Annotated in this window: 1 protein-coding gene (only partly in view); it reads right to left on the bottom strand. The window is 68.3% G+C overall.

Annotated features, from left to right (window positions below; genetic code table 11):
* Positions 1-15,018, bottom strand: the 5' end (the start) of a protein-coding gene (locus tag NG1_RS14920) for a sigma-70 family RNA polymerase sigma factor (protein ID WP_062971178.1). It extends 15,111 nt beyond the left edge of the window; 15,018 of the gene's 30,129 nt are visible here — the first part of the coding sequence; its start codon is at positions 15,016-15,018; its stop codon lies off the left edge, out of view.

Below are 15,018 nucleotides of genomic sequence, written 5' to 3'. Positions count from 1 at the left end.
AGTCTCCGCCGTGCCTGCTAGTCTCGCGGCGACTGCGGCACGCAGCGTCCGCAGCTGTTCGGTGTCACGGGATTCCGCGTTGTCGGGCTGCCGGTCCGCGGGTACGTTTTCGTCGGGGTCGAGGTCGATAGCGACGGGGTCGGGTCCGTGGGAGGTGGATGGCCTGGCGCCTTCCGGCCGATCCGTCCGGCGAGCCGCATTGGCTTTGTGTTCCCGGTGTTGGCCGCGGACTCGTTCGGCGTCGTCGAGGAGACCGGACTTCTCGCGATACTCCTCGACCAGCGGGAGTGCGCGAGCCTGGCGGGGGTTCAGCTTGTCTTCTCGCTCCAGTTGCAGCAGCGCCCCGAGCAACCTGTCCACCGCTGCTGCGCTCGACAGATCCGCGCGCCCGTTGCTGAGCTCGAGCAGTTGCCGCCGCAGTGCGTCGACTTCCTGCCGCAACGTCTTCAGTTTTCCCGGATCCGTGACCAGTTCCCGGGTTGTGGGCAGCGGGGCGGGGTCGTGTTCGTTCGGGTCGGTCGGTGCTCGGTGGGTAGAAGCCGTCGACTCGGGCGTTTCCGGTTCGTCCGGGTCGAGGGCGAGTGCGACAGGGTCGATTCGGTTGCCGGGCGTGGGTGGGCGCCGGCCGTCGGTGTCCGTGAGTGGAGTCGACCGGTTCCGCGTCCCATCGTTCGCGTCGGTGGGATCGGGGTCCGAGCTGGTGGTCGAAGGGGCCAGGCCGAGTCCGGTCAGGTCGCCGGCGCTGAGGTCGATCCCGATCGATTCGGGGGTGTCCGAATGGGATGCGGGTGTGTTCGGTGGTTGATCGGTGGTGGTGTCGGGTGCCACAGGTGGCGGCATCGGCACTTCGAACCAGATGGTTTTGCCACCGGCGCGTTCCAGGGTCACGCCCCAGGCCGAGGCCATTGCTTCGAGCATGCCGAGGAAGAAACCGTGGGTATCGGCGACGATCCCGGTTTCGGCCCATTCGGCGGCTTGGTCATCGGTGAAGGCGGCGGCGCTGACGGTGCCCTGGGTGGTTGCCTCTTGTCGTGCGGGTAGGCCACGGCTGGTGTCGGTGATCCCGATGCGAATTGTGTTTCCGTCGAGCCGGATTCGTACCCGGGCGTCGCCTTGGTCGGCGTAGCGGTAGACGTTTTGGACGAGGTCGGATACGAGGACGGTCAGGTCGTAGGGATCAGGGTGGCCGGCCTGCCGCAAGCGCTGTCGTACTGCTCGCCGCGCGAGGCCCGGGCCCTGTTGCAAGGAGTCCTGCGGTATGGGCAGGTCGAGGATGAGTTCGTGGGGTGGTTGCGAGGGGTCGCCGGTGTCGGCGGTTTCGAAAAGCTTGAACCAGATTTGTCTTCCGCTGTTGCGGGGGAGCACCCACCCCCAGGTTTCCGTGTGCGTGTCGAGGAGATCGACGGCGCGCCACCCGGGGCGGTCGCCGCTCTCGCGCGCCGGCAGGGTGCGGCTGTCGTCGCTGACGTGGATCTCGATCCAGCGTTGGCCTGGTTGTCCGTGGATGGCAGCGGAGATTTCGGGTGTCCCGCCGCCGTCGGCGCGGGCTTGCGACGCGAGTTCCCAGGCGATGGCGGCGGCCCGGTCGGTGTGTTCGGCGATGGGCCAGTCGGCCAGCGCCCGGTGCAGCGGTTCGACGGCCGCGGCGACATCCTCGAGATTCAGGCGTCGGGTGGCGGTGTCGACGAGGTGACGGAGTTCGGCGGGGGCGTCCGGGCGGCGCGTGAGTGCGCGGAGGTGGTGCAGCGGGTCACTGCTGATGCGGTCGGTCCATCCGGTTCCCGGCTGGGGCAAGCCGAGGATGTGAGCGAGTTCGTGGTCGAATCGTTCTGCCCGGTTTTGCCATTCGGCGCGCTGCTCGGGGGTGGTCGCGTCGCGGGCGAGCTCCTGAGCCTTGGCTTCATGGGCGAGGCGGTCGACCACCCAGCCGGGAAGACGGGTGAGGTCGGCCCGGGTGGCGGCGTCGCGGCGCTCGGCATCGGTCATGGAGCGCAGCTCGACATCGATCTGGTCGAGGACCTGCTTGACCGCGCCGGGCAGGCTGTTCCGCAGGGCCGTGGCGACCTCTTCCACCGATTCCGAGTCGGGTGCGGCGGAGTCGCCGAGGTCGATCGCGACAGCATCGCTCCGGGTGCCGGATGTCGTCTCACGGTCGTGCGAAGGATCGACCTTGGAGTATCTCGCGGTTCCACGGTTGCCGTCGGGGAGGTACGGAGGGTCGTCTTCGTTATTGCTCTCGGCGCGTGGCATTCTGGCCTGCTGCTGGTCGACCAGTGCGGTCAACCCGTCGAGAACGAAGTGTGCCGAGCCGTCTGCGGCGACGTATCTCAGCTCCGCCTCGAGCTGCTCCCGGTAGGTCGCTCGGGCTTCGTCGCTCATCCCGCGCCACTTCTGTGCCAGCGTGGCGACCAGACCGTTCGGCGCGATGCTTGCGACGAATCCGGAAGGGGCCGGGACAGAACCACGCTGGTACGGCCGGGACGTGGCATCCGCGGGCCCATCGGCTTCCAGCGCCTGCGTCACGGTGAGGCCGTTCAGCAATCCCCGCAGGGCGTACACCGGATGCGTGGGATCCGCGGGCGCGCTGCGGCCGAACGAATTGTTCGCCTCGGCCAGCGCCTCCGCCGGATCGAGTACGGCCTCCGCGCCCCACCAATCCCAATCCGGGTCGACTTCGTCCTCGGGGTGAAATGCGACCCTGGGCTCTCCCGGTTTCTCCGCGGGTTCCTGCTTTTTCTCGCGGCTGTCACTATTGAGTAGTTTCAGCCATTCATCGAACCTCGCATCCGAAGGCAGGTCGCCCTTGGCGCGCAATCCTACGAAGTAGTCACGGAGATAGCCGAACACCCTGGGAGCAAGCAGGTCTCGGTAGTCTTGCCGCCGATCGAAGCGGGCGTCCGGGGGAAGTTCGCCTGCGGCTCGCAACTCCGCAAGCCGGGCGTAACGAGGCGCGCTGAGCGGTGGAGCGTGCTGCGACAGCAATTCGGCTGGGTCGCGCAGGTGCGCCAGCTCGTGCCGGAGACGGTCGTATACCGGGTCACCGGTCGGCGCTGTCTTCGTGCCGCGCCGGAAACTCGCCTCCATCGCAGCGGTGAAGTATTCCGCGTCGGTGAAATAGTATTCATTGAGGAACAGGACGAACTCCTGCTCGCCGAGCATCCAATCCGCGGCGGCGATGGCTCGGTCCGACATGGACGTGACGACGATCGCCGCGGGCCGAATAGTGGGATCCTCGGCAAACGCGTCGACCACCGCGTTCCGGACCGACAGCGCCGTCTCGACCGAGATTCCGGGCTTGTCCAGCCCCAGTACCTCGATGCCGAAGATTGTGAACAGTTGCGCCGCAATCGCCTGCTTGCTACCGGTATCGGCGTCTCCGACGAATCCGTGCTGTCGTGCCGCCTGCACGGTGGGACGCAGGCCGTCGGTATGCAGCTTGATTTCCGCGCGCGCGATGTACCCGTTCACCGTGTTGCGGGACAATCCCAGCCCGGCCGCGATCTGTCCGGAAGTCAGGCCATCGGCGAGTAGCGCGAGTACTTCCCTTTCCCTGCCGGTGAGTGCGGTGGGGTGCCGCTCCGCGAGGGCGGAACGGAACGCCCGAACGGTGTCCGCGGGGACCGTGCCCGTGATGGGGGTATACGGCAAGTCCGCCACCACCAGTCGCAGAGTCTGGACCTGCTGAGGTGACAGACCGGTCTGCTTCGGGGACGACGGCATGGCGCCGTCGGGCAAACCGCTCGATTGTGCTTCCGTGGGCATACGGACGGGCGCCTCGAATCCCACCCGCTCGGCCAGTCGGACGAGCAGCCGGTTCGACTGGTCCGGCGTCATCCCGAGCAGGGCGGCGAGGGAATCCTCGGCGATGCCGTCGGCGATCAGGCGCAGAACGTGGAATTCGCCCTCCGACAGTGTGATCGCGTCGACCGTCCCCATCGGCCCGTCCGGGTGATACCAGAACCCGATCTCGTCGGCCGCACTGCGCACCAGCCGCATGTCATCGTGCGTGCCCGAGCCTTTCACCACATCACGGACCGTGGCCTTGGCCGCGCCCGCTGCTTCGGTCAACCTCTCGCGAGATGGCTGCGGCTTGATCCGCGCCGGAACGAACTCGTCACCGACCCAACGCGCCGGACGAACCCGACGCGTCACGAAGTTCGGATCGGTGAGGGCCGCGATGTCCGCGCGGTCCGGCGGTACGCCCAACTGGTGAGCCGCAGCCAGGACGCGTTGCGTAGTCTCGCCGTGCCACGGCTTCTTCGCGCCGAACCGTCCGTTGAAAACACTGCTGACGTACGACTCGCCCACACCCGCGAGCTGGGCGATATCGGCTCGTGTCGGTTTCTCCTCGGTTCGGCCCGGGCGCAGGGAGAGGTAGCGCTCCGCCAGACGGCGCGTCCGTGGCGCGACGTTCTCGTCGTCGGCCAGTGTTTCGGCGTGCGCGCGGGTCAGTTCGTCGTCGTCGACGCCCACCTGCCGCGCCAGCTGGTTGCGCAGCGTGTGGATCTGGACCGTGTCCAGCGGGACCGCCGCCAGCGGTTCGAGAGAGGCACACAGGAAGGTCTCACTCGCGGCGACAAGGTGTTCCAGCTCCGGCGAGTCCGTCAGAGTCGCAATCCAGTACAGCTCGGCCAGTACCTCGCCTATGGTCATCGGATTGGGCGGGCTCAGGTCTTGCAACCCCAGCAGTGCCCGCAACTCTTGGTCGAGTGCCCGGCGCCGGTTGTCGAAACCACTCTGGTCCAGCGGATCGGCCTCAGGATCGGCCGCATCCCGGAGACCGGATTCTTCACCGTCGCGCCGCTCCAGCTCGGCGAGCGCCCCCTCGTGAGTGGCCGCTTCCTGATCCGCATGCAGTTCGAGCTGGGACCGGATCCATCGACTCAGCGCCTGAGCGTCGACGGTCACGGCGGTAGGCATGGCCTGTGTCTGTTCCGCGACGAGGGCGAGGGCCAGACGTACGGCTCCTCGCGTCACCGCACCGGGTGGCAGCCCTAGCTGCTCGGCCAGCGCGGTCCGGGCCGGGTCCGAGGCCGCTTCGGCGGACTGGGCCGATCGCGCTTCGCCGGATCCGTCGATGTCGGCGGGGACGGGCGAGGCCTCCTGGGAGTCGGGTGCCGACTCGTCTCGGTCGTTGTCGGTATCCGTCTCCGTTGCCCGCCGCAGCGCGTCCGTGACGCGCGCCTGCAACTCCGGGTCCGGGGCGTCCGCGGGATCGTCGACGGCGATACCGCGGTGCAGTGCCCAGGCGATCAGCCCGGCGGTGTCGTTGATACCGAGTTTTGCACGTAGGCCGCGCCGGACGTACTTCACCAACGGCACCGAAATATTCAGCTGTGCCGAAATATCCGGGTTCGAGAACTTCCGCGCTACCAGGCGCAGGACCTCGGTTTCCTGCGGTGTCAGACTGACATCGGCCGACGGTTCCGGGATCGGTTCCGGGTGGTCGGCCGACCATGCCCGCTGCGCCGCGGTGAGTAGCACGGCACGATCGGGGGTTCCGAGTTTCACCGCGATGCTGTCGAGTTCATTGATCACGGTGGCGTGTGATCCGCCCAACGTGCGAGCGATCGCTTTGAGTGACAAGCCTTGTGCGGCCAGTCGCAGCACCTCGGGTTCACGCCCGGTCAATTCGGAGGGGTGGGTGGCGATCCGAGATCGGAAGGCGCGCACCGTGGCCCAGGACACCGTTGTCGGATCACCGCTCGCGTCCGGCAGCGACTCGGCGAGTGTCTCGAGTTGCGATGTCGGTTCCTGCCGCTGCGCCGACACCCGAATCGTGCCGCGCGTGCCGATCTTGTCGGCCAGCTGTGCCAGTGCGGGATCCAACCCACTGTTCGGCAAGCCGAGCGCTGTCGCGAGGGTCTCGTGTGGCACGCCCTTCGTGACCAGGTGCAGGAGCAGCGCCTCGGATTCGGTCAGCTCGACAGTCCGTGCTGTCGCGGCCGACGACTCCAGGCTGGGCGCCAGGGCCGCTAGTTCCTCGTGGTCCGAGGTGCCCAGCTTGGCCTGTAGCTGGATCCGATAGCCCCGCGCCGCCGATGCCGTGACTCCCAGCCGGTCACCTATCGCCTGATCCGTGAGACCGGCCGCGACCAGGTCGAGAGCCTCGCGTTCGCGGGGAGACAGATCGACGTGCTTTTGTGTTGTCGCAGACTGGGGATCGCCAGGCTGGAACGCCCCCTGCCGCTGTGCCGCCAGCAGACCGGGCAGCCTGCCCTCGACACCCAAACGGCCGGGCAACGCGGCCATGAACGTCCGCACTCGATACCGCGTCATCCCCAGCTCGGCGGCGATATCACGGTTGTCCAGGCCGTTCGCCGCCAGCTGGAGGATGGCGACCTCGTCCGTCGAGAATTCGACGCCGATGTGCGGGCCGGATGGTTCGTCCAGCCATCCCTCCCGATCTGCCGCGAGGACCGCGGGAATCACACTCGGGCAGCGGAGTTTGGCACACGCATGCCGGGCGTAACTCTGGACGGTTTTGTGCGAGATACCCATCCGAGAGCCGATTTCGGGGTACGACAGGCCGCGTGCACTGAGGCGCAGCACCTCGAGCTCCCGGGGGGTCAGCCCGCCTCTGCCGGGGATCGGAGCGTCGGATTCGGTCCGATCCGATTCCGGAACCACCCCTGCGGGAGATTCGCCGGATGCCCGGACGCGAGCGACCGCCGAGGCGAATCTGTGAACCGGAGCCCACAGCAGAGGGTCCATGTCCTCGCCGGGAGCCGGTAGCACCGCTGCGGCCGTCCGGTCCGACTGGCCCGGCCAGAACTGGCGGAGTACCCGGTGCTGGTTCGGGTCGAGCGCGGCCTCGCGGAGAGCGCGCCGCAGATCCTCGGGGTCGGCATCGGCGAGGGCGCGGGCTACCGCATCGCTCCGTTCGATCGACGGGCCTGCGACGTAGATCGCCAAGATCTGGCGCCGGAAGCTGTCGAAAGCAGCACGCCTCGACGCCTGGACCGAGCGGGGCGAGTCCGGGACGGGTGGCGTCGGGTCCGGCTGCGCATCGTCGGGATCACCGAGGTGGATCGGGGCCGGGGCGGCCGCCCGCGCGGGGGACTCATCGAGCTGCTGCCAGAACTCCGGTGGGAACGCGGACCTGTCGCCAGGTCGTCCGGGCACCGCACGTGAGGAATTGTCCTGGGCTGCTCGCGGTTCGGACGTCTGCGCGGTGCGATCCGGGGTCGATGCGACCGTGGCGCGGTGCTCGGCCTGGAGCCGGGCCAACTCGTCGAGCACGAAACCGGTGTCGGGGTTCAAGTATGCGACTTGCTGTTCCGCGTAGTCGGCGCGGGCGGCGGAGGACATAGCGCGCCATCTCGCCGCCAGGGAGGCGGATGGGCCTTTCGATGCGATGCTCGTCCCGGACTCGGACGCAGCCGGGACCGGGCCGCGATAGTCCGCCTGCACCAAGGCATTGCGCTGTTCGGCTTCCCGCAACACCTGGAAATACGGAATGTCTCGAAGCAGGGCTTGCAGGACGTAGGCGGGATGTGTGCGATCGGCCGGTGCGGTCCTGCCGAACGCATTGTTCGCCTCGGCCAGTGCTTCTGCCGGATTGAATACTGCGAGGTCACCCATTTTGGGCTCGTAAGTGCCCATTTCCGTCCCCTGCGACTCTTCGGCCGCAAGCATTCGGTTGTATTCCTCCGCCTCCTTCAGCTTCTTCCTGCTGCTGCTGTACGAATCGAGCTGCCCCAGCCAGTCGTCGAAATCGAGGTCCGGTGGCAGCATGCCGGCCTTTTTGAAATCGGCGTAATGCGTGTACAGGAATCCGAATGCTCGTGCCTCTTTGGAGTCTTGGTAGTCCTTCCCTTGGACGGCTCCGTCTCGTAGATGGGCAATCGGCTTTTCGTCGTAGAGCCCCTTGCGCGCGGCTCGATCCTGCAGATGGCCCATCTCGTGACTGACGGCGTCGTACGCGGGATCGCCGGTCGGGGCCATCAGGTGGCCTGCCTGCACCGCCTTCCGCATGGCGTTCCGGAATCTCTCCGGATCACCGAAGAGGTTCTCGTTCAGGACCATGAAGGTCGGGGCGTCCTTTCCGATGCCTTCGGGAGTCCAGATACAGGCACCGGTATTGCCGGCCATCGGGGCGACCAGTACGACGTCGAGCTCGATCTCCTGCCCTGCCGCGAAACCGTCGACTATCGCATTCCTGATCGACAGAGCCGTGTCGACGGGGATCCCCGGCTTGTCCAGTCCGAGCACCTCGATGCCGAACGTCTCGAACAACTGCCGGGCGATGGCCTGCTTGGTTTTTCGATCGGCCTCGGCCGTCCTCGCGGAGTTCGCGCGGTCGCGGTTCTCGGCCGAGGGTTTCCGTTGCCGGGCCGTCGAATCGGCCGCCCCTCCTGCGATCTCCTGCGCGACCCACCCGAACAGGGCGACCTGAGCGTCGGTGAGATCGTCGCCGCGGGATCTGGGATCGAGCGCTTCGTTGACCAGTCGGCGTACGGCGGGATTCAGGTGATTGAGGTTGTCGAGCCACGTGTCTCGCGCTCGGCCGAGCAGCCAGTCGCCGATGTCGACGCCAGGGGGGACCTGCCAGCCACCGGCTTCGGCGTCGCCGAGCGTGGCCCGGGCGACGGCGTGCGCCAGGAGCTGGATCCGCGTGGGTGGGGTGCCGTGCTCCGCATCCCCGCTGAGTACGGCACACATGGCCTGGGCGGTGGTGGGGCCGAAATGGCGGTCCAAGGCCTGCGCGGCGGACCGGTCGCCCTGCTGCGCCCGCTGCAGTGTCTCGGTGCGGTCGCCGGTAGACAGCTGGTCGAACGGGACGGTGGTACCCGCAGCGGCCGCCAGGACGGGCGGCGCGGTCGGCACCCGCGCGACCAACTGGGCGACGGCTGCGGTGTGCGCGTCTTCGAGCCGGTGTCCTTGCTGCAGCGTCGTCCCGGCGTCGGTGACGAGTTGGCGCTGCGCCGGATCGAGTTGATTCAGGCTGGTGTGCAACAGATTTCGCGCGGTCTCGCGCACGTGGTCGGCGGCGTCGGCGCCGATGGGGATCCCTTGCGACTCGACCTGATCGAATGCCGCGTCGCGGACGGCCTGCGCCACCGGCAGCAACGGTGCGGCCGCCTGCCCGCCGGGTGCGTCCAGCACTTCCAGGAGATGGCGGAGGGTGCTGTCGCCGTGCTCGTCACGCAAGTCGGGTGCGGCCGGTGGGTTACCGGAAGCCAGGTTGGACGTTGCCCCGGCGGCGAGGCCGGCGGCGGTCGGGACGGGGGTGCCGTGGTGGGTGGCGGCAGGGGCGTGCGGGGTCGCATGTGGACCGGTCGCATGCGGAGCCGCGGTCCCCGCGGATCGGGGAGGGGGTTGCTGGGGTTGCTGGGGCGCGGTGCCATGTGCGTCCGTGGGTGGGGCGTTGGCTTGGTTGGCGCTCGCGTACTTGGAGGCAAGCTGATTCTGCTCGACGGCGTCCTTCATCGCCGGGACGGCATGCTTCCACAGGTCGGACTCGGAGTTCCGCAGCGCCGTCTCGGTCTTGTCGAGTTCGCTGCGGGTGGCCTCGGTGCCGAGGGCTTCGTGCTGTTCCTGGGCGGCCCGGTGGGCCTTGACGGCTTCCGTGTACTGGACGATCTGCTGCGTGACGCCGTGGTCGGTGACCCGGCCCAGAAAGTCCTCGGGGGAGACATAGTGCACCGCCGAACCCGGGGTGCCACCGTGCTCCCGGTCGTCGCCGGATCCGCCACGGGCGCCACGACCATCGACCTGGTCGTTCACCCGCTCGGAGTACGACGGCCCGCCGCTGACCTTGACGTCGACGCCGCCGAGCTCGATCACCTCCTGCGACGGTGTGGGGTCGGCGCCGCGGCCTCCGTCCTTGTTGGTGATATAGATGGTGCCCTTGTCCCCGAATTCCTCGATCTTCTGCCTGACCAGGGCCTCGGCGGCGGCATTGCTACCGCCGTGCTCGCCGTAGAATTCCGCGTCGACCACCTCGAACTTCAGCTCGAATCCCTCGCCGTGTTCTTCCTTCGCCGCTGCGCGGAGCAGGTCGATCAGTCCGATCCGCCCGGCATCCGGGTCGCCCCGGATTTCGCCGTTGTCCATGCACACGACCCACTGCGCGCGGCCGGTCTGCTCCCCGTCGACCACATGCGCATCCCGCACGATGTCACGGGCCAGCTGCGTGAGTTTCGCTTGCGTGTTCTCGTAGAATTTCGGCGGTTCCACGACCCGTTGCGATGTATAGAAGGTCGGAAGCTCCGGCACCGGCCCCACGCCGTACAGGTCGTAGGTGATGCCCTCGACGCCCTTCATGGTCCCTGACAGACCGGACGGATCGAACAGCAATTTGCTGCCGATCAACTGCTGATCCGACATGCGCAGCGAATGTTCCTGATTCGCCCGGACCGGCAGCCCTTCCTTGAGGTCGACGAACTGACCGACGTCCTGCCAGCGCACCTCGGTCGACTTCGTCCTGTCCCACATCGCCTTGTCGTTGGTCTCGTGAGCGAGGATGCCGATCTTCGCGCCCTCGCCGTCGTCCGCCCTGGTGATGTAGTGCGTGCCCTTCTCCAGCCCCCAGCGGGCGTTGGCGGCATCGGCGTACAGCTTCAGCTCCGAGTCGGTGACCGGTCCACCCGTCACCTTCTCCAGCTTGGCGACCGCCGCCGGGGTCGTTTCCGCGGCCCACAGTCCCCGGGTGTTCTCCGGCCGCTTGAAATCCGCTGCCGTCAAACCGTGTTCGCGCTCCGCGGTCGTCAGCCGATCCCAGATACCCTGCAGTTGGGCGACCACCTCGGGTGTGGCCTCCTCCGCCGCCCCGGGGGAAAGTACGCATTCGGAATTGCCGTCGAAGATGGTGTCGAATTCGTCGACGGTGAGCTTGCCCGCCGGGAACGGGTCGTACCGGAGGTCCAGGCCGTGGTCGGATGCCGCGGTATCCAGCCTTTCCTTGATCAGATCGATCGACGGTTTCGTGTTGAGGAACTCCCGCAGTGCCGTCACCTCCTGGTGCGACATGCCACCGGCCGCGAGCTCGTTCATCATCGAATCCGCCACCTTCAACGCGCGGAACAGGTAGTCCTCCTTCGTGCCCACCACGATCCGGCTACGGCCCGGTACCGGATCCGGCAGCGGACCGTCCTGATCCATCCGGACCACATCGATCCCGGTATCCGACTCCGGCCGCACCACGAAGGCCTGCAACTCACCGGCCAGCTCACCGGCGAGCAGATCACTGCTGGTCCACGCATGAGCGGTGCCGTGATCGATGGCGTCGGACACCTTCTTCATCACCATGACGATGGTCTTGCCCTCACCGGTCTTCATATCGACCGGACCGTGCTCGAGCAGCAGGAACGCCGCGGCCTGCGTCTCACGCACCAGCCGATGCCGGTCGTCGCCACGGCGAATCCATTCCGTCATCGCCGCGACGCGCTCCTCCCTGGATCCCCGCACCATTGTGTCGGCCAGCGACTCCGATGACGCGTTCGCCAACGGGCTCGTACCGTCGGCCGTGCTGCCCGGCTCCCGCAACTCCCCGATCGCGCGACCGGCATCCAGGGCCGTGCGTACCCGCTCCTGGGCAACCACCTCGAACACGGCGTCGCGATCGGTGAGCACCCCGGCCTCGTAGTCGTTCATCAGCGAAACGCCCGCGTTGTCCGAGATTTCGACCAGGTCACGGGCTCTGGCCTGGGCTGCGGCGTCGTGCTGGGCCACCGCCGCCTCGTACGCGTCGCGGCACTCGGCCAACGTCGCCCGAGCCTGCCGGAGCTGTTCCTGAGCGGCCCGCGCGGCTTCGACGGCCACCCGATCCTCCGCCGTGCCCCGCCCGACCAGATCGCGCATCTTGTCGCCGAAGCCGACGCGGGTGGCTCGCTCATGCTCCTCCGCCACCCGTACGGCCTTCTCCTGCCGCTGCAGCTCGGCATGGGCGGCCCGTTCGCGCTCGGCCGCCGCTTCGACACGCTGCCGGTGGTGTTCGCGCACCAGCTCGTTCTGCTGCCGCTCGGCCGCAATACGCTGCTCTACTTCGGCTCTCGCCCTCGCACGCCCGTCCGCGCCGGGGTCTTCATCGCGTGCGGTATGTGGCCCATCCGAATCATTCTGTGCGCGCGCGTGTTCGGACTCGGGTGGTGGCGCTTCCGCGTCGTCGGGGGTATCGGATTTCGTCTTCGCTTGCTGCTCACTCGCGCCATCGTCGCCCGCACGACCGCCGGGGGCATCGTCTGCGCTGGTATCGGACTCACCGGGCTTCGGTTGCGATGGTCCCGTCTCGTCGACTACATCGGGATCGCCCTTGGCCTGTTGCCCATTCGCGCTGTCGTCGGCCGCGCGTGCGTGCTCCGGTGCATTCGCCTGCCCACGCGCTCCTTCGACCGGTTCGACGACCGGAGGGCGCTCCGCGGCGGCATTCTTCGGGGCTGATACACGTGGCGGTCGATTGCCTCCGGCAGCAGCGGGCGAACCACCGGCAGCGGGTGTGCCGGGCTGGACACCTGAGGCCGGTCGCGCCGGGCCGCCCGACGGCTGCACGGTCTGCCGCTGCTGTCCGGCCGGGTCCACGAACCTGTCTCCGCCGGGGGAGCGCGGACCGGAATCACCGCGTGGTGGAGCGGGCGGCGGGTCGGTGGTGATCGTCATACTCGGGGACAGGTCGCGGTCAGTTGACAGGCCGTCGGCCGATTCCTTGTGCGCCGCCGCCGGTACCAACTCGGGCACGGCCGGTTCGGGATCGGTGGCGCCGTCAGGAAACCGTTGTGCCCCCGCACTCTCGGTCGCCGACACGGTCGGGCTCTGTTGCGGCGATGCGTCGTTCGGGTCGGCCGTGACGGGGCGCGGACCGGCTTCCTCGTCCGCCGCGCCACCTCGTTGCCGAACCGATGTCGACGGCCCGGCCGCCGGATCGTCGCTGCGGGCGTCCGCGACGGCGCGGCCTCGCTCGGCCGCCGGATCGGCGCCGCGGGCATCCGTGACGGCGCGGCCTCGTCCGGCCGACCCCTCGCCCGCCGTGTCCCGGCCGCCTGGGTGTGGTCGGGCCGAGGCGGCGCCGTTGTCCGGCACCGCGGCGTGCTCCGGAGTGGAATGCGGCGCTGGCGAGGTGGTCTCGGAGCCGCCCTGGTCGCCGTGAGCCGACCCGCGCGCGGCATCGGCGGGTCGAGCACTGCCTTCGCCGGTATCCGCGGGGTGTGGCCGCACCGAGCGGCCGGGCGCGGCATCGGCGGGTCGAGCACTGCCTTCGCCGGTATCCATGGGGTGTGGCCGCACCGAGGGGTCGGGACCGGCTACAGGGTGATCATGTTCGGTGGTCTGCCGTGCGGTGCCCGCGTTCCCGGCGGTGCTGTTATCCGAGTCGTGCGGTCCTGGAGGCAGTTCCCCGTCGGCAGGAGCCTTTGCGGTGCCATCGACCTCGGAATCTGCTTGTGCGGCAGGAGTCTTTGCGGCGCCGCCGAGCTCGGAATCTGATTGGGCGGCAGACGCATTCCGTGTCCCGAGTGCCTCCGCCGACGTCTGATCCGTCCCGATGCTCGGCACGCCGACCGGGTTGACGGTGGACGCGATGGCGGCCGCGGGGAAGGTGACGGTCTTGACGGGATTGATGTTGTCGATCAGGGCGCCGGGCATGCCTGCGGGTGCTTCCCAGTCCATGCTGTTGTTCGGCACGGAGAAGGGCTGCTCCGGGCGCGGCTTGTACTCTTTCGGCGCCGACACGTCGGGAGGTTGATGGCTTACGTCAGCCTTCGGCGTTGTCCCTGCGGGGGCCGCGGGGGTTGCGGGGACCGGCTCCGCCGGTGTGGCAACGGCGTCGGAGGGCGGCTTGACCGACTTGACCGGGTTGAGGTTGTCGGGCAACGCATTCGACCGATTCGCGGGCTGCCAGTCGGCATTGTTCAAGGGGAGTGGGGGACGAGCTGCGTCGTCCACGGTGGCCCCGGTTCGGCGCAGCAGCGCCACGAGATTGTCGATCTGTTGTTGCTGATGGGTGGGGGAGGGGTTGTTCGGATCGAAGTCGGCGGTGACGATGCCATGCGAGCGCAGTGCGTCGACGAGCGAACCAGGCGACGCTTCGGCCGGGGTGACGTCCGGTGCGGCAGCGGGGCCGGCAGTCGTCTCGGGAAGTGGTGCCCGGCCGCGCATCCCCTGTGCCGTGAAGGCTGCCGCGCCGATGAATCCGCTACCCATACCGGGGATCAGGCCCTCGGTGAAGGCCTTGCGGCTGAACGGCTGGTCCGACAGCGCAAGCGAGACGGCGGTGCCGCCGAGAGCGCCGACGGCTCCGGCTCCGGCGCCGACCATGGTGGTGCCGGCGAGCTGCAGGGCCACCCGTCCCGCGGTGCTGTTGGCGTTCGCGCCGATGGTGGCGACCTTCGGGCCTGCCCAGAGTCCGAACAGCATGCCGAAAAGGCCACCGACAGCGCCGGCCGCCGTTGCCACGCCGACCGACTTCCAATCCATCTGTTCGCGGTCGCCCTTGGCAACCTGAACCGCCTGGGCGCCGGCTTGGGTGCCACCGCCCAGTGCCACCCCGATCACGACTCCGTTGCGCAGCAGCACCATCGAGCCGCGTTCCGCGGCCAGTTCCGCACCGCGTCCGGAAAGGAATGCCACGAATCTCATCCACGCGCGCTGCGCCGCGGTTCGGGTCGCCATCTGTGCTATGGCGGCCTGGATCGGACCACCGGCCGCGAACATCAGGGCGCACCGAGCCAGCTGGATGGCCAGGATCACGGCCATGCTGATGATGACCATCTTCTGCAGCTCGGTGGCGTTGGCGCTCTCGTAGAGCTGCCTGGCGAGGCTGTCGCAATCGGTGGCCTGCTGCCGGAAGCGATCGGCCGTGCGCCGGTGCTTGTCGGCGATCGCGGCGACGGTTTTGCCGTGTGAGCCCTCGGGCGGCTTTGCCTTGGCTTCGTGATATTCGGCCTGCGCACGACACCATTCGGCCTTGTCCGACCAGGCATCGGCGGCGCGTCGTTCCGCGTCCTCGTCGCCCAGCGGGAAGTGCCCGGCGACACACATCACTACGGCCGGGGGAAGCCAGTGCGGCAAACGCAGCGTCAT

Origin of the sequence: Nocardia gamkensis NBRC 108242, assembly GCF_001612985.1 — a bacterium.
In the GTDB taxonomy this organism is placed as follows: domain Bacteria; phylum Actinomycetota; class Actinomycetes; order Mycobacteriales; family Mycobacteriaceae; genus Nocardia; species Nocardia gamkensis.
Note: the sequence above shows the minus strand (reverse complement) of the source record. Positions and strands in the feature narration are given on the sequence as shown.